General features: G+C 62.7%; 19 protein-coding genes and 1 riboswitch. Of the genes, 7 read left to right on the forward strand and 12 right to left on the reverse strand.

The features are described 5' to 3' along the window. The coding region (locus V7066_RS05405) for a tyrosine-type recombinase/integrase (protein WP_334182259.1) at positions 1-941 on the reverse strand (941 nt) is incomplete at its 3' end. Between the two features lie 312 nt (positions 942-1,253). On the opposite strand from V7066_RS05405, the gene V7066_RS05410 reads away from it, so the two are divergent. Genes V7066_RS05410 through V7066_RS28765 form a run of 4 tightly spaced genes read left to right on the forward strand, consistent with a single transcriptional unit; the run spans position 1,254 to position 4,963 of the window. Beyond that, positions 1,254-1,820 (forward strand): hypothetical protein, encoded by a 567-nt coding sequence (locus V7066_RS05410; RefSeq protein WP_231635503.1) that lies wholly within the window; start codon positions 1,254-1,256, stop codon positions 1,818-1,820. Continuing rightward, a complete protein-coding gene (locus V7066_RS05415) occupies positions 1,813-2,907 on the forward strand; it encodes a Mu transposase C-terminal domain-containing protein (RefSeq protein ID WP_334182228.1) in 1,095 nt (364 codons plus the stop codon). Before V7066_RS05410 ends, V7066_RS05415 begins: the two co-directional genes overlap by 8 nt. Beyond that, positions 2,904-3,827: a TniB family NTP-binding protein gene (locus V7066_RS05420; RefSeq protein WP_334182229.1), complete on the forward strand. Its 924-nt coding sequence runs from the start codon at positions 2,904-2,906 to the stop codon at positions 3,825-3,827. The genes V7066_RS05415 and V7066_RS05420 overlap by 4 nt, the downstream gene beginning before the upstream one ends. Next, a complete protein-coding gene (locus V7066_RS28765; protein ID WP_080727012.1) occupies positions 3,824-4,963 on the forward strand; it encodes a TniQ family protein in 1,140 nt (379 codons plus the stop codon). The genes V7066_RS05420 and V7066_RS28765 overlap by 4 nt, the downstream gene beginning before the upstream one ends. 230 nt (positions 4,964-5,193) lie before the next feature. On the opposite strand, the gene V7066_RS05425 is transcribed toward V7066_RS28765, so the two are convergent. From V7066_RS05425 to V7066_RS05445, 5 genes are all read right to left on the reverse strand, one after another. Beyond that, positions 5,194-5,670 carry a hypothetical protein gene (locus V7066_RS05425; protein ID WP_008830650.1) on the reverse strand — a complete coding sequence of 159 codons (477 nt, stop codon included), beginning with the start codon at positions 5,668-5,670 and terminating at the stop codon, positions 5,194-5,196. Positions 5,671-5,681: 11 nt separating this feature from the next. Next, a complete protein-coding gene (locus V7066_RS05430) occupies positions 5,682-6,932 on the reverse strand; it encodes a molybdopterin-dependent oxidoreductase (RefSeq protein WP_008830651.1) in 1,251 nt (416 codons plus the stop codon). Positions 6,933-7,017: 85 nt separating this feature from the next. Further along, positions 7,018-8,172 (reverse strand): TDT family transporter, encoded by a 1,155-nt coding sequence (locus tag V7066_RS05435; protein ID WP_230588550.1) that lies wholly within the window; start codon positions 8,170-8,172, stop codon positions 7,018-7,020. Then, the gene (locus tag V7066_RS05440) at positions 8,169-9,038 is read right to left on the reverse strand and encodes a LysR family transcriptional regulator (RefSeq protein WP_008830653.1); all 870 of its coding nucleotides are present in this window, start codon (positions 9,036-9,038) and stop codon (positions 8,169-8,171) included. Before V7066_RS05440 ends, V7066_RS05435 begins: the two co-directional genes overlap by 4 nt. A gap of 83 nt (positions 9,039-9,121) precedes the next feature. After that, positions 9,122-9,718 carry a uracil-DNA glycosylase gene (locus V7066_RS05445; RefSeq protein ID WP_008830654.1) on the reverse strand — a complete coding sequence of 199 codons (597 nt, stop codon included), beginning with the start codon at positions 9,716-9,718 and terminating at the stop codon, positions 9,122-9,124. On the opposite strand from V7066_RS05445, the gene copM reads away from it, so the two are divergent. The 3 genes from copM to V7066_RS05460 are packed head-to-tail and all read left to right on the forward strand — an operon-like array spanning position 9,718 to position 12,286. Beyond that, the gene (gene copM, locus V7066_RS05450; RefSeq protein WP_243692798.1) at positions 9,718-10,284 is read left to right on the forward strand and encodes a CopM family metallochaperone; all 567 of its coding nucleotides are present in this window, start codon (positions 9,718-9,720) and stop codon (positions 10,282-10,284) included. The two genes, V7066_RS05445 and copM, sit on opposite strands and share 1 nt — an antisense overlap. Continuing rightward, complete coding sequence (locus V7066_RS05455) at positions 10,281-11,717, forward strand: YVTN family beta-propeller repeat protein (RefSeq protein WP_008830656.1); 1,437 nt, start codon at positions 10,281-10,283, stop codon at positions 11,715-11,717. Before copM ends, V7066_RS05455 begins: the two co-directional genes overlap by 4 nt. Further along, the gene (locus V7066_RS05460; RefSeq protein ID WP_008830657.1) at positions 11,714-12,286 is read left to right on the forward strand and encodes a DedA family protein; all 573 of its coding nucleotides are present in this window, start codon (positions 11,714-11,716) and stop codon (positions 12,284-12,286) included. Before V7066_RS05455 ends, V7066_RS05460 begins: the two co-directional genes overlap by 4 nt. Before the next feature lie 67 nt (positions 12,287-12,353). Here the strand turns inward: V7066_RS05460 and V7066_RS05465 are convergent, their stop codons facing one another. From V7066_RS05465 to V7066_RS05490, 6 genes are all read right to left on the reverse strand, one after another. Next, positions 12,354-13,667, reverse strand: a complete 1,314-nt coding sequence (locus tag V7066_RS05465) for a phospholipase D-like domain-containing protein (protein ID WP_008830658.1) — start codon at positions 13,665-13,667, stop codon at positions 12,354-12,356. 89 nt (positions 13,668-13,756) lie between these two features. Further along, positions 13,757-14,590 (reverse strand): IS5 family transposase, encoded by an 834-nt coding sequence (locus V7066_RS05470; protein WP_054434066.1) that lies wholly within the window; start codon positions 14,588-14,590, stop codon positions 13,757-13,759. 75 nt (positions 14,591-14,665) lie between these two features. Beyond that, positions 14,666-15,403: a universal stress protein gene (locus tag V7066_RS05475; RefSeq protein ID WP_008830659.1), complete on the reverse strand. Its 738-nt coding sequence runs from the start codon at positions 15,401-15,403 to the stop codon at positions 14,666-14,668. A 74-nt stretch (positions 15,404-15,477) separates the two neighbouring features. Continuing rightward, positions 15,478-15,879, reverse strand: coding sequence for a DUF190 domain-containing protein (locus V7066_RS05480; RefSeq protein ID WP_008830660.1), 402 nt, complete (start codon positions 15,877-15,879; stop codon positions 15,478-15,480). Beyond that, complete coding sequence (locus tag V7066_RS05485) at positions 15,872-17,260, reverse strand: voltage-gated chloride channel family protein (protein WP_010339505.1); 1,389 nt, start codon at positions 17,258-17,260, stop codon at positions 15,872-15,874. The genes V7066_RS05480 and V7066_RS05485 overlap by 8 nt, the downstream gene beginning before the upstream one ends. A 23-nt stretch (positions 17,261-17,283) precedes the next feature. Then, positions 17,284-17,354: riboswitch (Fluoride riboswitch) on the reverse strand. Positions 17,355-17,485: 131 nt separating this feature from the next. Then, positions 17,486-18,403: a recombinase family protein gene (locus V7066_RS05490; RefSeq protein ID WP_017503726.1), complete on the reverse strand. Its 918-nt coding sequence runs from the start codon at positions 18,401-18,403 to the stop codon at positions 17,486-17,488. Between the last annotated feature and the right edge of the window lie 88 nt (positions 18,404-18,491).

Raw genomic sequence — 18,491 nt, forward strand, 5'->3', positions numbered from 1 at the left:
CGCCCCATGTCGTCACGGGTAAGATCGGGCAGCGCACCAGCGTCGAAGGCGCGCACCACCATCGCCCGCCAGATCGGCCCGATCGAGCCGGGATGGAGCGGCTTTTCGCCAACAGTATATTCGGCGCGGGCCGCAACCGCCGGCTTGCCCCTGAGTTTTTCCAGATCCCAGGCCTCGCGCCCCGAGATCGTCTCGATCCGGCGCGGCTTCACCGCCGTACGCGCCTTGTAGCGGCGCACCTGGACCCGGCGGAACAACGCCCCCTCCGCGATCCCTGCTGCCTTGCACCAGGCCGTGATCGCGTGCACCGAGCGCGGCGAGAGATAGGCCGTGGCCCCTTCCCCGTCCTGGTCGCCCTTGCTTCTCGGAATTTCCAGCAGCCGCGCCTCGGGATCGAGCGCCTCGAGGATGTGCTCGACCGTGATGGCCACGAGCTCGCTGGCGCGAAGGCCGGTATCGTAGGCAACCGAGAGCAGCGCGCGGTCGCGTAGCCCGGTGAGGTCTTCGCCCGAAGCCTCCAGGAGGGCACGCACGTTGAGTCCGCGCGCCGTGTCGCGGGTTACATCCTTGACCGGCCCCTTGAAGCGCAGCGGACGCGCCTGCGCCTGCACGGAGCCGACCGCGCGCCGGTGCGCCGCGAGCGTGAGCTTGACCAGCTCCGCCTTTGTCGGATCGGGCAGCCCCAGCAACTGGTGGATCTTGGCAAGCGAGGCCTTGTACCGGCTCAGCGAGGCGGGCTTCGCGCCTTCCCCGGCCCTGGCCTCGAGATAGGCCGCGACTTGCGACGACGTGGCGGGGAGCGCGGCCAGCCCCAGGCGCCGGCACCACAGGTCAAAGGCCTCAAGGTCGGATTTCAGGGCACGGATCGAGTGCGGTGATGACGCGGCCTCGTAGGCGGCGAGGAGCGCGGCGTCGAGCAGGACACCGGCCTCCGCCTTCATCTTGACGACCGCCCAGCCCAAGCCTTCGAGCGGGCGCGCAGCACCCACGGGGACGAGGTCCCCGGCAGGATCACTCCGACCGTCCTGCCTCGCGCCTCCCTTTTCCCCGCTTTGCGCCATTTCGACCGCCTCCTTCGCGGGGCCTGTCCTAGCCCCTTCTGTCACTTAAAGAATACGGGCGGACGAGAAAACGGCCGAGTTGCGTGGATCATGTACAAGAATACCTCCGGACGTTCGACCTGACAGCGCGATTCTGCTACAAAACGACCGGACCCGGCAACACGAGTCCCTGGCGAAAATCGGGGATAGGTCATGGCCGAAACAGGCACTGCCCTCACGACGGTTGATCATACAGAATGGCGCAAAGCTTGTGAGCGCGAGCCTATCATTCGTGCGCTTACGGCAGAGCCCCGGCTCGGACGCAAAGCGATTGCTGAGGCCGGCCTGAAGCTGAGCCTCAACCGGTCCCGAATTTACGAACTGCTCGCGAGATACCGGGAAAACCCAGTGACCAGTTCGTTGGTCGACCAGCACGATGGATTTCCCAAAGGGCGCTCTCGCCTCCCTTGCGAGGTGGAACGCCTGATCGATGCCAAAATAGAGCAATTTTATCTCAGCCGTCCAAAGCCCACCATCGCACAACTGGTCCGTCAAATTCGCTTTTCGTGCCTGGAGCAGAATCTGCGACCTCCAGCACGGCAAACTGTTGTCCTGCGGGTCAACGCCGTGGAACGGACACGCCTGACAGGCGCCCGTGATGGGACCAAAGCCGCAGCAGACCGCTTCCGACCCGTCGTCAGCTCATACGAGGCGCAGTACCCTCTTCAGGTCGTACAGATGGACCACACGCTGGTCGATATCATCATCGTCGATGAGTAGGAGACCGGTCGGGCGGCCAACGCTGACCCTGCAGATCGACGTAGCGACGCGGGTGATACCCGGCTTCTACATTTCACTGGAACGACCTTCCGCGATTTCGGTCGGCATGGCGATCCGTCATGCAGTACTGCCCAAGAATGATTGGCTGGCCGATCGAGAGCTCACCTTCGCATGGCCTGTCTTCGGCCTGCCAGACATCCTCCATCTCGACAATGCCTCGGAATTTCACTCACGCGCGCTGACTCGGGGCTGCCAGCAATTTGGGATCGAGCTTCACTACCGTCCACCGCGCACTCCGCACTTTGGCGGGCACATCGAGCGCATGATCGGCACCGCCATCGGCGAAGTTCACCTTCTTCCGGGTACTACGTTCTCCAACATCCAGGACAAGGGAGACTACGACGCTGAGGGCAAAGCCTGCATGACCCTCAAGGAATTCGAGCGATGGTTCGCCCTCCAGGTGGGAATCTATCATCGCACCATTCACAGCTCACTTGGCGTCCCCCCGATGACAGCGTGGCAGGACGATCAAGGTAAGCGCGTTGCAGCCCTGCGCCTGCCGGCCGATGAAGAACGTTTTCTGCTCGACTTCCTCCCGTTCGAGATGCGCCGGGTCCGGCGCGAGGGCATCAAACTCTTCCACGTTTTCTACTGGCATGGCGCTTTGGCCACGCTGGTCGCGAACAGCGTTCATAAATTCCCGATCAAATACAATCCGCTCAACCTCTCGGCCGTCTATCTCGAACTGCCCGGCGGCGAGCATGTCACAGTTCCTCTTCGCGATAAGCGGCGTCCTGCAATTACCAAGTTCGAGCACGACCAAGCCCTGAGAGCGCTTCGAGAGCGCGGGCGAACCGCCGTCGATGAGCAGATGCTTTTCGAGATGGTGAGCACGCAGCGCAGGATTGTGCTTAGGGCCGTAGAGAAGACGCGCGGAGCTCGACGATCAACCCAACGCATCGTCGATGCGCTCATCCGCGGCGAACCGCCTGCGGCCTTTGTCCAGCACCAAGAGGCCAACGCGCAGCTGACACCGCCAAATCTCGACGGGCCGGTTGTACCACTCGCGATCGAGGAGCAGTCATGAACGTGCTCTACAGCCATATCTTCCCGGCTTATCGCGAGTATGCCGAATTGACCGATGAGGCCCGGATCGACCGGCTACGCCGCGACCGCTGGATATCGTTGCCACAGGCTGAGGCCGCGCTCCGCCACCTTGAAGACCTGGTAATCTATCCGCCGCGAGGGCGAATGCCCTGCCTGTTACTGTTTGGCGCCACCGGGATGGGCAAGACCGAAATTGTCAGCCGCTTCTCGAAACTTCACGCTCCTCAGTTCGATATCAGGACCGGGCTCAGCAAGATGCCGGTGTTGCTCGCGCAGATACCGCCAGAGCCGAGTGAGGAGCAATTTTACACCGAGGTGCTGACCGCGCTAAATTGCGTCGACCTTAGCCGACTGTCCGTGCGATCGATGCGAGCGGAAGCCAGGCAACTGCTTGCCGAAGTCGAAACCAAGGTGCTCGTCCTGGATGAAATCGACAAGATGCTCGCCGGCACTCCTCGCCAGCAGCGGGTGTTCCTCAATACTATCCGCTTTTTGACCAACGATCTGAAAATTCCAATTGTTTGCGCAGGGACCGAGGACGCGCGGATGGCGGTCCTGATGGATCCGAACCTTGCCGACCGGTTTGGGGCGTTCGAATTGATGCCATGGCGCAACGATCATGCCCTGCGCCAGCTGCTTGCGAGCTTCTCGGGCCTGCTGCCCCTGAGACGCCCATCGATGCTCGACACCGTCGAAGCGCGGCAACGCGTGCTGGCCCTCACCCAGGGTGTGACGGGCCGAATATTCCGGCTCATCGAGGCAGCCGCTGTCACGGCTATCCGCGATGGCCGCGAGATGCTTGATGCCGCAAGCTTCGAGGCCAACGACGTGACGCTTCCTCTCGTCTCCATGTTTACGTCGGCAGGCAAGCGAAGGACAATCGGCCGGGCGACCGTATGAGTTTCGTGGAGCCATTCGCGGATGAACTTCTCAGTTCATGGCTGGCGCGCGTGCGCGATCAGCGGGCTCCGGGTGAGCCTTTGCTGCGCGCCTATCGAAATCGCGCAGGCCATTGGCGGCATCCCGATGTAAACCCAAAAAAATCGATGATCGCTGAGCTTGCCGCAAGCGAGGGCTTCACGGAAAACAGTGTCGCCGAACTCGGTCTTTGCTATCGGTATCCGAGGATCACCCCGGATTTTGTAGCCTGGCACCACGTTCCATCCGATGATCCTAGCCGAGATTTCGCGCCCGCTCTTACCCTCCGGTTGAGCTGGTGCAGTCGTTGCCTTGCCGAGGACTATGCCGCTGGCCGCCCCGCCTATATCCGTGCGGACTGGGCCATGGCTGCGTGGGGCTTCTGTTTCCGGCACCACTGGCCACTCGTCGATCGATGCGTGTCTTGCGGGAGTAGTCATTGGGCGATTAAGCGGTCATCGCAGGGGCCGCCAAGATTGTGCTGTATTCGCTGCCGTCGGGGCCTCGAACGGGCGCACCCCAGGGCGCTCGAGCTTGAGCCAGCAGCGCAGCCCATCTGGATCAATATCGTAGCCTTTGAAGCCGCGCTGAGGGGTGCGCTTAGGGGAAAGGTCCCAGATCAATTTCGCTTCAACGACACTTCAGCCGGTCAGCTGCTCGAAGAATCCGCCAGAATCTGTCTACTGTTCGCAAGGGCCCACAGGCGCTGGAGACTGCGTGATAGACTCCTACATCGGTTTGCGGCGCCTGTGCTCACGCTCGATAACGTTTGCCCCAACGAGCCTTCCTGTGAAATGCCGCTCGCGCTTGCCAGCCCCTCAATGCGTCGTTGCCTTATCGCAATCTGCGCCGCGATGCTCGATGCAGACTGTGACCCAACGGTGCGAAACGAGGACGAGCCGGTTGTCGACGTATGGGCGCGGATGGTCGATAGCATCGCACTCCAACAGTTCATTCAAGATCGTCAGGCGTGCTCGCCGACGTTGAAAAGAACAGTGGAAGCAGCGTGCCATCGGAACGAAAAAGTCGAGCGGATGTCCGCGTTACGGAGCGCCTCGACGGCCTACAAAACTCTCTTCCGTGACGCGGCCGGAAATGCGTTCTCTTCGCGCCATTAAGTACCCGCGAGCCTACGGATGGCAGGCGCATTTGGCCTCTAGCTGGCCGCACGCTTTTTAGCGGCAAGTGTCCATTAACTTAGGAGGTTGGCGGCGCGCACCTGAATGCGGCGCTTCTGCTGGATTTCATCAATTCCATTCCGTCCCGCGATTGGGCAACATGCGCCCATTCCCGCCGCTCAATGCTCCTAGGGTAGCGCCTGAAAGCAGACGTTACGCAGCTTGGCGCCTCAACCCGTTCCTCCGGAGGCATCCGGCGCGGTGCCGGGGGCGGTATCCTGAGCCTTTCCGGTCGGCGCCCCATCCTGCGCTGCACTCATCGCCGTCAGATAGTCGACGATAGCCGGAATGTCCTTGTCCGCCACGGGAGCCTTGTAGACATCCTTCATCTTGGTGACCGTTGCCTTCCACTGGTCCGCTGAAAGCACTGGCTGGGTCATCGCCATGCTGGCGGAATGGCAAGACGTGCAATTCGCATTGATGACATCGGCATGAGGGCCATCGGGATATTGCTGCTCATCGATAGGAAGATCGACCGTATCCGAGGTCATGGTAAAGCCGTTCACGGAAATGCTGCTGGGTGTAGGCCCTGTGGATTGGGGTTCGGGCAGCGGGGTGTAGCTGCCGGGAGGGCCCACCATCATGAGGGTGAAGACGGTCACGCCGAGCAGTCCGACGGCCAGCATGCCTGGGGTTGGCGCTTTCATGCCAAAGCTCCTTATGCCGTCACGATGGTAGTGGTTTCGATATTGCCGCGCATGAAACCGCCAGGGTTCCAGATCGGCGCCATCGGCTGTGCGACGCCTGCCGTATTCCAGCAGCGCGACATAAGCGACGTCTTTCCGGGGCCGGGCAAGGGAACCTGGGCGTCCCACCGCCGGAAACTGTACTTCCCGTGGTCCGGTCCGAGCTTGGTTGCAAACCAGTGGCGACCGCCGTCGGTGGACACATCGACCCGTGCCACGCCGCAGTCGCCGCCCATGGCAATACCGCCGAGCGGGATCGAGGCCTCGTGTGCGATCCGCTGACCTTCGCCCAGACTGGTAACCCACGAACGCGGGATCATGCGGTTGATCGGAACGGTTGGGAAGTCCTTGGCGCCGGGCTTTACATTGGCGCCCGGCGTCGCCGGGATCTTGTAGGCCTTGGCCATCCAGTATTCGTCATCAGGCCCGGGCAAGACCTCGATGTCGTTCAGCATCTTGACCCAGTAAGTCGAGTACCAGCCCGGCACGATCAGCCGGATCGGGAAGCCGTTGAGGAGCGGCAGCTGCGTGCCGTTCATGCCGAAGGCGATCATCACTTCGCCGTCGCGGGCATGATCGATGTCGAGCGCCTTCTCGAAGTCCGGGGCACCGGCGACCACAGGTTGATCGAGCGCCCCGAACCGGACCTGGACCGCCCCCGCCTTCACCCCGGCCAGATCGAGCACATCGCGCAGGCGCACGCCGAGCCACTTCGCATTGCCCATCGCCCCGTTGCCCCACTGCGCGCCGGGGACGCGGGGCTGGAACAGCCCGCGCGAATTGCCCGAGCACTGGTTCACCGCGGCCATCTCCACCCGCGGCAGGCGCATCAGCTGTTCGAGGCTGATTGCGATCGGCTTGTTGACGTGCCCGCGGATAGTGAGCCGGAAGGCATCGACGTCGATCGAGGTCGGGATGTCCGCCCAATGCCAGCGCACGAAGAACTGGTCATTGGGGGTGAACACATCTCGGTCGAAGACATCCATCGGTGTTTCCAGCAACGGCGGATGGACGCGCTGGAGGATCATGCTTCCTTTGCCGGGAAATGCGCTCGTCATTGGGCGCTGCGCATTGCCGCCGGGGAGATGCAGGTCGGTCAGACCCTGCGTGATGCCTTGCGCCAGAGCGGGTGCGGCAGCGATGGCTGCACCGCCGAGCGCGGCATTCTGCAGGAAACGGCGGCGGCTTGTTTCGGCCGCGAGCTCAGCATCCAGTCTGTCCATGGTCGTATCCTCTCGGGCAAAATGGTGGCGGGTGCTGCTGTGAGAAGCAAGCGATCAGAACGCCGTTACTGATCGCAATGCCCGATCAGTTTGTAGCGGCGATACAGGGTGATACGAACAGATTGCCGCGCCATCCGCCGATCAGGGTCTTGGCGGCCACCACGATCCACATCAGCGCGAGCGCCAGGGTCAGGGCGGTGCCGACGATACCGAAGAAGGCAAGGTTCAGGGTCGTGCCAAGGCGAAAGGTTGCCACGGTGAAGACGCCTAGCGGGAAGGTGTAACCCCACCAGCCAAGGTTGAACGGGATACCTGCCCGCCAGTAGCGCCAGGTGATGAGCGAGGCGAGCGCCAGCCACCAGAGGCCAAACCCCCAGAGCAGCAGGCCGGCGATTGTGCCGATACCCTGGGCGACAGCGCCGACATCGGCCAGCCCATGCCCGGCCATGATCGCAGGCGCATCGCCGCCCAGAACCAGCATGCCCAGCGCGCCGGTGCCGATGGGGCCGAGTGCCAGCCAGCTCGATGCGGCCATGCCCTCATGCGGCAGCTTGTGCAGCGCCATGCGCAGGATCAGCAGCGCCAGGATGCTGAAGGCGACCGGGACCGAATAGGCCCACAGGATGTAGGACGTGACGAGCATCCCAAACTGTGCGCTGCCCTGCGCCAGATGCGGCGCCAACAGTCCTCCGCTGGCAGCCGTCACTTCGGCCGCCACGACCGGCAGCAGCCACACCGCCGTCATCCCATCGAGTGAATGCTGGTGGCGCGTGAACATGAAGTACGGGATCAGCACACCGCAGCTCACCGCCATGGCGGCGTCGATCCACCACAAGACCGTGGCGACCGGCACGATGCCCTCGCCGAAGCGCGCGATACCGAATGCGAGACAGCCGTTGATGATCGTGGCGAGGCCCATCGGGATCGTGCCGATGAACATCGATACGGTATTGTGCCCGAAGATGCGCCGCGCTTCGTGGCCGAACAGGATCCAGCGCGCGGTATAGAGCGCGGTAAAAAGGGTGAAGAGCCCGATGTTAAAGAACCACATCACTTCTCCCACCGGCTTGAGCGAAGCGCCGATGCCCGGCATCTGCGGGAGGGCCAGCGCAAGGATGCCCGTGCCCATGGTTGCGGCAAACCAGTTGGGCGTGAACTGGCGGATCATCTCGCGCGGGTGATCGAGCCGGCTGAGCGGGCGCATCCCTTCGAGGATGGGCTTGATATCCGTGGTCATCATCCAAACTCCTTGACCAGTTCGGTCAGCGCGTCGGCTGCCCGAGTGCGATACCGTTCCTTGTGGCGTAACGCCTCAAATGGACGGGCTGGCATCGCGAGCGGCAATTCATGAAGGTGCCCCGCAGCAAGCGCGCGGCGCACCACCAGTTCGGACAGGACCGCGACGCCAGCGCCGGCCTCGACAGCAGACCGTACGGCTTCGTTGGACGGCAGCGTCATGGCGATGTCCAGGTCTGCCGGATCGATACCGCGATCACGCAGCACATCCTCGAAACTCGACCGCGTGCCGGACCCGTGCTCTCGCACGATCCAGTTGGCGCCGCGCACCCAGTCCTCATTGATGGTATCGACAGCCTGCCCCGAGATAAGCAGCATCCGGTCCTCGCCGACTTTCCAGTGGGCGAGTGCGGGCTGGTCGATCGAACCTTCGACAAAGCCCAGTTCCGCGCGGCCATCCAGTACCCGCGCTGCCGCACCTTCGCTGTTGTCGATTGCGAGTTCGACGCGGATCGCCGGGTGACGGCTGTGGAACTGGGCGAGGCGCGAAGGGAGCCAGTAGCTGGCGATGGTCTGGCTGGCGACAAGGCGCAGGGTTCCGCGCTTCAGGCCGCCATACTCGGCCAGGGTAAGCTCCGCCGTCGCGGCGCGGCCAAGGACGGCGCGTGCCTCATCGAGGAACATGCGACCCGCCTCGGTCAGTTCGATGCCGCGACCCACGCGGTTGAAGAGCGGAACGTCATGTCTGGCTTCCAGTGTGGCAATCGCGGCGCTGGCGGCGGACTGGGTCACGCCCAGTGCCTCTGCGGCCCGCGTCATATGTTCGCGTTCGGCGACACCTACAAAGATGCGCAATTGTTCAAGGGTCATGGTGATCTCCTGTCACCATCGATACCTCAGCCCTATCAATCACTCCAACGCATTGATTATATCATTCCAATCGTATTTTAAGATCATTCGATTAGTACGGTCCTGGCGGCCACCAGCGCGCTCGCGATCCGTTGGCCGACATCAGGACTGTTGCAGACATTGGCCGGACTAGGATGGGGCATGGTGATGATTGATACATCGGGCCGCGCCTCTTTGATAAGCGCCTCCGCACCTGCAGCCACCCGTCCCGCCAATATGCAGACCCGCACGCACGGCAGTTTCGCAAGCAGGCCGGGAAGCGTTGCGAGACCCTCGGCAATCTCTGCGCGGCGCAGTGCGCGATTGCGGGCGCCGGGGGCGTGGACGATCCAGGGCACGCAGTTCCACTGAACGATGTCGTTTCGGCCAATGCCTGCAGCCTCAAGATAGCGGCGAAGGTTCCGAGCTGTGCCTGACGGATTGTCCCGCGACACGAAGCGAGTGCGATCAGGCCCGGGCCCCGGCGTCTCAAGAAGCAGGAGAAGGCGCGCATTTATGCCGCCATCGAACGGGTCGAAATGCGGCACCGGGTGTCCTGCGCCAACGAGCCCCTCACGCCATATCTCCAGCGGCGCGATGTGCGGCGCACCAAGAGCCGCTTTGCGTTCGGCGATCAACGCGGGATCATCCAGCCAGACCATTGATCGTCAAATCCTGTCGAAACTACAAAAATCATCGGTTGGATCGATCGCGACGGTTGCGCCATCCGTTCGATAGGCAACGCCTGCGTTGGCGCACATGCTCCTCAGCAGCTCGCATTTTTTCCGTTGCGCACTGCGACGATGACACTTGCGTCCGCTGTGGGCGTTATCGCCGGAGCGCCATGACGAAAGGGCTTCACTTGAAACTGCTATGGGGATTGGCCGGCCTTTGCGCGGCGACAGCATCGGCGGCCGCACTGGCGACATCGCCCGATGGCTTCGCAAGCCAGATGGCAGCCTCCATGGAGCGGATGCACCATGCGATGATGAATGCGCCATCGGGCGACCCGGACCGCGACTTCGCGGCAATAATGATCCCCCATCACCAGGGCGCAATCGAGATGGCGGAAGCGGAACTCAGGTATGGAAAAGACGAACGCCTGCGCCGTCTGGCTCAGGGCATCATCGTCGAGCAGCGGCAGGAGATCGCCGTCATGCAGGACATCCTCGCCGAAAAGACCGGCCCCGCTGCCGGCGCGCATCATCACATGGGAGACGACAAATGAACAAGACGCTGAGCATCGTGTCATGCACCTTGCCGATAGCGGCTGCCCTGGTCGCACTCCCGGCATCTGCGCAGCAGGTCCCCAATGCCCAGCCCGACAGGGCAGTCAGTGCGCAGGACCGCTTCTACACTTCGGACCAGTTTTCCAACACGGTATCGGTCATCGATCCGTCGACGAACACGCTGCTGGGGGTCATCAAGCTCGGCGATCCCACGCCTGCAAATCTCAGCCCGCTTTATCGCGGTCAGCTTCTGGTCCATGGCATGGGCTTCTCGCCTGATCGCCGTACCCTGGCGGTCGTGTCGATCGGGTCCAACTCGGTCAGCTTCATCGATACCGCGACCAATGCCGTGAAGCACACCGCCTATGTCGGGCGCTCCCCGCATGAAGCCTTCTTCCGGCCCGATGGCCGAGAAGCCTGGGTGAGCGTGCGCGGCGAGGATTATATAGCGGTGCTCGACGGGACCACCTTCAAGGAGACGGGCCGTATTGCTGTCCCCAACGGGCCGGGCATGACGATCTTCTCGCCCGATGGGAAATATGGCTACGTCTGTTCCAGCTTCTCGCCAGAAACCGTCGTCATCGACACCAGGTCAAAGCGCATCGTTGGCCGCGTGAAGCAGGACAGCCCCTTCTGCCCCGACATCGCCGCCACGCCTGACGGCAAGCAGGTATGGCTGACGCTCAAGGACGTCGGCAAGGTGATGGTCTTCGACGCCAAGCCGCCCTTCGCCGTGATGAAGACGATCGACACCGGGCCGATCACCAACCACGTCAACATCGCCAGGACAGCTAAAGGCCAGTTCGCCTATGTAACGGTCGGCACGCAGAATATCGTCAAGGTCTTCCGGACCGACACTTTCGAACAAGTCGCCTCGGTGCCGGTCGGCGCGCTGCCGCATGGGCTCTGGCCCTCAGGCGATGGCAGCCGGATCTATGTCGGGCTGGAAAATGACGATGCAGTCGCCGTCATAGATACGGCCACGAACAAGGTCATTGCCACGATCCCGATCGGACAGGGCCCGCAGGGCGTCGCCTATGTGCCCGGCGCCGTGCCTTCGGGGCAAGGCCTCGACAACCTCGTGCCGCTCGCCAAGGCGCAGGGCAAAGTGCAGGTCGTGCTGGAAGGTCAGGGACAGAGCCAGGTGTCGCTGTTCGATCAGGGGCAGGTGCAGATCCTGCAGGCCGCGGTCGCCGGACTGGCGCCCAAGCAGACCTTTACGCTGGGTCTGGCGGCGCGTCAGGATGGTACTGATACAGTCGAGCCGCTGGCCAAGTTCATGACCAATCCGGCAGGCGCGGCGATCGTCAATGCGGTTGGCCCGATCCGGCAGATCGTCAAGGACGCCGCGCCTGCAGAGCGCCGCTTCCTCGTAATCCGTTCCGGCGCGCCGGATGAGGCAGGCGCGGTGGTCCAGCGGCAGAAGCCGTGACGCTTGAAGCGGTCCTTAGCCAGTACGGCCTTGCCGCTCTGTTCCTCGGCGCCGGGATCGAGGGCGAGACGGTGGTCGTGCTGGGCGGCGTGATGGTCCACCGTGGCCTGATCGCGTACCCGGCGGCCATCGCGGCGGCAGCACTCGGGTCCTGTATCGCGGACCAGATCTTCTTTGCCCTCGGCCGCCGGTTCCGCGATCATCGCTATGTTCGGCGCGTCCAGCAGAAGGCCGCGTTCCGCCGCGCCATCGATGTGTTCGAGCAGCGGCCAGTGCTGTTCGTGTTCGGCTTCCGCTTTCTGTATGGCCTGCGCACTGTCAGCCCCATCGCGATCGGCACGACCGCGCTTCCTGCCTCCCGCTTCATGGCTATCAACGCATTGGCGGCCGTGGTCTGGGCGACAGTCTTCGTGACCCTGGGTTACCTGTTCGGTCAGGGCATCGAGGCTGCTTTTGGCCGCGTCCGCGATGTGGGCCATGTTCTGCTGCCCGTACTCGCGGTGCTGCTCCTCGTCGGCCTCGCCGCACACTTCCGGCACCGCAGGCGCGAGGTCACAGCAAAGGACTGACGAGGCGAGCTAGATTTTCGCAGAAGCGGGAAACACGCGGGCGATCACGCCATTCCTCCAGCAAAAGTCAGTCGCTTCGGCGGATGTATCCCCGTTGGACATCCGCGAGAGGTCCGGTGGACGCTTCATCATGCAAGATCAGGCTGATCTCGGCATTCAGCATGAAGGAGCGAACATCGGCATTGCTGGATCCGATGACGGCGATGCGGCCATCGATCGATACGTTCTTCGCGTGCAGCAACCTGTCGCGGTAGAGGTGGAGGCGTACGCCCGCCTCGAGCAGTTCGCTATAATAGGATCGCTGGGCAAGGTTCACGAGCCGCTGGTCCACGACACGCGAAACGACGAGGTCGATCGCGACGCCGCGTGCGACCGCGTTCTTGAGCGCGGTCAGCAGGGCTTCGTCTGGGATCAGATAGGGCGAGACAATGGTGATATTCTCTTGCGCCTCGTGAACGAGTTCGACGAGCAATCGCTCATAGCCGGGCACGCGGTAGTCTGGCCCACTGGGCATCGCCTGCAATTCTGAGGCGCCTGAGGCATCGGGCACGGGCAAGGCCGCGATGGTCTGTTCGGTCTCAAGGAACAAGTCGCTGGCAAAGACCGCATCGAGCGCGCAGACAACCGGGCCTTCAACCCGCGCTACGAGTTCGTCATTTACGATCCCGGGCTTGAAATCGCGGTTCACAATATTCTGCGACCCTACGAAAGCGACCCTGCCATCGATCAGGCACAGCTTGCGGTGATTGCGCAGATCGCTTCGCGCACGGCGAAGCGCCGCGAAGCGAACCGGCAGGACCAGGCGGGCAGTGACGCCTCGGTCCGCCAGCATCGGTAGGCTGCGTTTTGCCCAAGGGCGCGAGCCCAGCGCATCGATCAGGACGCGGACATCGACGCCGCGTGCATGTGCGCGGCCAAGGGCATCTGCGACTTTCTGTCCCGTCCGGTCGTCTGCGAAGATGTAGGTCAGCAGATGCACCCGAACATGGGCTGCATCTATCGCCGTCACCATAGCGTCGATCGTGCCGTCATAGTCCTCAAGCAGATGGAGGGCGTTGCCCCCACAGTTTGGAAAACCGCCCAGCCATTGTGCAAGCACAGCTGTCCGGGAAGGCGCGCTTTTGCTGCTCATCAGCGCCTGCCCGGCACTCTCCCGCTCCGGCGCCGCCCGCCTGAAGCGGTCCCGCCGCCAGGATGGGAACGCGGCCCGGCCGATCAGGCGGTACAGGATGAAGGCGGGCACCGGCAAGAACAGCACGAGAAGCAGCCAACTGCGCGCCGCTTCGGGCGGACGCCGCAGCGGAATGACCACCACCATGATGAGCCGGATCGCCCATTCGAGCAGCAGATAAGCGAGCGTCAGGTTCGGGATGGAGATCATCGCGCGATGCTACCTGTCTCTGCTGCGTCGTGTCGATGCGCCCGTCAGATCACGCCCCCTTCAACCTTAGTGCCTGACTCGGAAGTTTCTCAACCGTAGCAATACCTTGCAGTTCTGCGGGTGAGCATGCGGATGGAGGCGATGGTGGCCCATGCCGTTGACGATGCGATGGTGGCTTCCCAGTCTTTGGCGAGGCGGCGGCATCGGCCAAGCCAAGCGAAGGTGCGTTCGACGACCCATCGCCGAGGGAGAACCTGGAAGCCCTTTGCCTTGTCAGAGCGCTTGATGATCTCGATCGTCCAGGTTCCCGATCCAAGGAGGCCTGCACGGAGCTTGTCGCCGGCATAGCCTCCATCCGCAAAGACATGGCGTAGCCACGGGAAACGTTTGCGCACGGCCTTGAGGACATCGACGGCACCATCGCGGTCCTGAATATCGGCGGTGTGGACGAGGATGAATATGAGAAAGCCGCAAGTGTCCGTCAGGATGTGGCGCTTGCGGCCCTTGATCTTCTTGCCCGCGTCATACCCGCAAGGGCCGCCGCTTTCGGTGGTTTTCACTGATTGGCTGTCGATCACACCGGCACTCGGCGAGGCGTCGCGCCCTTCAATCTCGCGCAGGTTCATTACCAGCACCGTGTTCATGGCTTCGAGCAGACCGGTGTTGCGCCACGCGTAGAAGTAGCGCTGCACCGTCGAGACCGGTGGAAAGCATTTGGGTAGAAGCCTCCAAGCGCAGCCGCTTGCCGCAATGTAAAGCAAGGCATTCATCACTTCGCGCATGTCCGTCGTGCGACGTCGACCTCCGCGCTTGGCTGGCGGGATAAACGGCGCCGCCAATTCCCACTCCCGCTCCGTCATATCGCTGGAGTAGCGCAATCCTTTCCGGCTATGCTCCTGCCGGGCAATACCAGTCCATGCCATTGATCACTCCATCTCTCGCAGGACGGCGTGAATCATAAATGGCTGGTATTGCTCAACAACTTTCGGGGCGGGCTCTTAGCGAACCATCAGGAGCGGGATGTCCGCCTTGGCGAGCAGGTGCCGGGTGGTTCCGCCTGCGAACCATTCGATCAGCTGGTTATGCCGATAGGCTCCCGTCACAAGCATATCCGCTCCCGCCAGATGGGCCTCAGTCAGGAGTTGCTGACCAAGGTTTTCGTGCGAGCGCGGCACGACGTGGAGCTGGTGCGCAATCCCTGCATCGTCGAGCAGCGCTTCCAGCTTGAGCGCCGGATCACCTGCATCGCCGATCCGAATAGCGGTGACGTCAGTGGCGCCTTCCAACCAGGGCGTGGCCGCCTCGATGGCGCGCCTTGCCGCATCGGAGTCGCTCAAGCCGGCAGCCACACGCGAAAAGCTCTGACCGGGCTGGGGCTTCCAGGAAACCGGGACGATCAGCACCGGTTTCTGGCTATCGAACAGCGCGGCATGCAGGGCGTCCCCGCCGTCCATGTTTCGCTCGTGGGCGATCACGACCAGCAGGTCGGCATTGTTCGCCTCCTGCGTCACCACGACTTGCTCATCCCCAACGATGGTTCGCCAGGCAACGGGTGGCGCGTCCTGGGCGGCTCCTGCGGTCCATGCCACGAAAGCCGTGTGGCAGGCGGCCGATCGCTCGCTGGCCGTGCCTTCCCAATGTTCGCGCAGACGCTGCATATCGACCTCTTCGCTGGCGGCAACGAGCAGGCCGGGATCGACCACGACATTCAGCGCTTCGATTGTACAGTCCCCCACGCTCTGCGCTGCGAGAACGGCTGCATTGAGGCATGTCGCAGTGCTGTCGGCTCCGACGATGACGGAAAGGATCTTTATGCTTTGCTCTCCTGATGCGGCCTTGCCGGGGCTTCGATCGACCAATGTTCGAGCTGTTTGTAGATGACCACCTTCGTCGACAGCAGGGCGGCATGCCGCTGGCAGAACAGTTCAAGATCGGCGCGGTGGCCGATCAGTTCGACGCACATGGTCAGATAGGGATTGCTCGTTTCCGCGCCCTGATCGAGCACCGGCCCGTGGTTGCTGAAGCCGTAATGGGTATGATGGGCTACGGCGTTCATCAGACCGGCAGCCTTGGCCTGGACGACAAGCTCACGATAGAGCGGGCGTGCTGACCACAGCTTCCATGCCTTGCGCGGCTCTGCCGTATCACGCGGCGCCATGTAGATACGCAGCATGCCGATCTCGCTGGACGTGAGAATAGCCGTGTCAGTCATTTTTACGAAGATCCTGCTTTGTGATCTGAGGGCGCGCGGCGCGAACGCTCCGCAGCGTAATGCCGGGGCTGATGGAAATGCGCGGATGCTTGGGGACGGCAATCTGCTGAGACAGGTAGATGCCGCTGTGGCCTGAGCACAGATAGGCGACGAAACAGGCTACGGCGATGTAGACGGCATGGGTAGCACCGAACAGTTCGATGCCCATGATGGTGCAGGCCAAAGGCGTGTTCGCTGCCCCGGCAAAGACAGCAACGAACCCGAGACCGGCAAAAAGATCGACAGGAGCGCCGAATAGGGTGCCAAGGGCGTGGCCGAGCGCCGCGCCGATGAAGAACAGCGGCGTTACCTCGCCTCCCTTGAAGCCGGTGCCCAGCGTCACGACCGTGAACAGCAGCTTGAGCGCCCAACTCCAGTAGTCAGGCCCCGGCGCGAAAAAGCCGGCGATGGTGGGTGTCGAGGCGTCGGGCGCCCAGACGCCGAGGCCAAGATAGTCGCGCGTACCGAGCAGATAGACCAGAGCGATCACCGCCAGGCCGCCCAGGAAGGGACGCAGCGGCCCGAAGCGGACGTGGCGCTTCACGAAGTCGCCGAAGCCGTGCGACAGTTCGGAGAACAGCAGGCCGACCAGTCCAAACGCCACACCGGCAACGCCCGCCTCGAGCAGAAGCACCGGGTCGACGGCAATCGGTCCGACCGCGCGCTGGAGATAGTCGATATGGTACAATCCGTGGTGGATTCCCCACTGGTGACAGGTCCAGTCGCCGACAATCGCAGCTATCAGTACCGGCACCAGCGCCCGATATTCCACACGGCCGACTGCCAGCACTTCGAGAGCGAAAACGGCGCCTGCCAGCGGTGTGCCGAAAACGGCCCCGAAACCTGCGGCAATACCCGCCATCAGGATGATGCGGGTACTCTCGGCATCAAGCCGAAACATCGTGGCGAAGGCGCTGGCAAGGCTGCCGCCCAGCTGCACAGCCGTCCCTTCTCGCCCGGCCGAGCCGCCGAACAGGTGCGTGACAACGGTGCCGAGGAAGATTAGCGGCGCCATGCGCAAAGGTACGCCGCCGCCCGGTTCATGGACCTGCTCGACGATCAGGTTGTTGCCGCCTTCGACGCTGCGGCCAAACAGATGATAGAGCAGCCCGACCGCGAACCCGCCGACCGGCAGGAGGAACAGCAGCCATGGATGCGCAAAGCGCGTGCGCGTGGCAATATCCAGGCTCCAGAGGAAGGCTGCGCAGAGACTGCCCACCGCCGCCGCCATGGGAACAAGGAGCGCCAGCCAACGCAACACGGACAGAGCATGGTCGTGCCGGTCCCGAACAAAGGTCAGGACGTTCAGGTTCGACAGCAATATTGCGAATTTAGCGCGCACGATTCCTCCTTGTTGCGAAAACGCATCAGGTAGGAATCATCAGCCCGAAGGCGGTTCGGCCGAAGCCCGGCGGAAATCCATCGCCTTGCCGGCGCATATCGTATGGCGAATGCGTTTGGTCAAGCAGCAACGCATGCGGAGGTGGATCTGTACGGCAACTTCATGCCTCTCCTGCGCTGGAAGCTGTCAGTCGCCTTTCGGCCCGCAGCCGACCTTCTCCGGCATTCACGGCGATAAGGTCGCCGGTAACTTCGGCACGACGATCAAGCCCAAATTCCGCGCCTGAGAAATCACGCGCCTCACCCCCTCAGGCGACCATTGCGTACCTTTGCGCGGCGTTGGCTCTCGCAAATCCTTGCTCAACCACGTCGCGAGGCTGCGAAGAGTAGCATCTGGATCGTTGTTGAGCTTGTCGGCCACCAGCAATGCGATCCGACTGTCGGGAGCCAATCGCGGCGCCGCCTCGAGTATCACCCGATCAGCGTAGCCCGCTTCGACCAACGTTCGGCATGCCTTCACCAGGGTACGCTCGGAAAACGACCGCACCGGCGGCTTAAGCGCCTGAATACGCCGGAGCACCAAGCTCCAGGGTAAGTGCGGTCGCAACCGCTCGACGATTGGCAGCCATCGAAGCCGGCCATCGACCAATTCGTGAAGATGCTTTTCCTTCAAACTGTGGCGCAAGTCGCCTATCGCCGACGGGTCTCTCGCGCGCATCTTCGGATTTCCCGGTCTGGCGCCGCGCGCAACCGCGGCCTTCAGCCCTGCCCGCGTCCGCTCGCGAATAAGCGCACGTTCGAACTCCGCAAAGGCGCCAAGCATCTGTGTCATCAGCATCCCTTGCGGGCTGCTGGTGTCGATCGGATCATTGATCGAGCGAAAATACGCTCCCTTGGCGCGGAGCGCTTCGACGATTTCCAGCAAATGTGACAACGATCGTGCGAGGCGATCGATCCGCACAACCACGAGGGTGTCCCCCTGTCCCACCGCTGCGAGCGCGCTGGCCAGTTTCGGACGGCTGCGGCTAGCGCCGCTGGCCCGGTCCTCGAATAGGGTTACACAGCCTGCGCGTCTTAACTCACTAATCTGGGCGAAGGTATCCTGTTCGTCGGTAGAAACGCGGGCGTAACCGATCAAGGGCATTTGTCACAATCGATCTAACGGGGTCAACCGACCGGTTGTCCCCGTATGGTAATCGCTTGAGCCCCGGTTGACCATCGTCCGAGGCGGA

It is taken from the genome of Novosphingobium sp. (assembly GCF_036820275.1).
In the GTDB taxonomy this organism is placed as follows: Bacteria; Pseudomonadota; Alphaproteobacteria; order Sphingomonadales; family Sphingomonadaceae; genus Novosphingobium.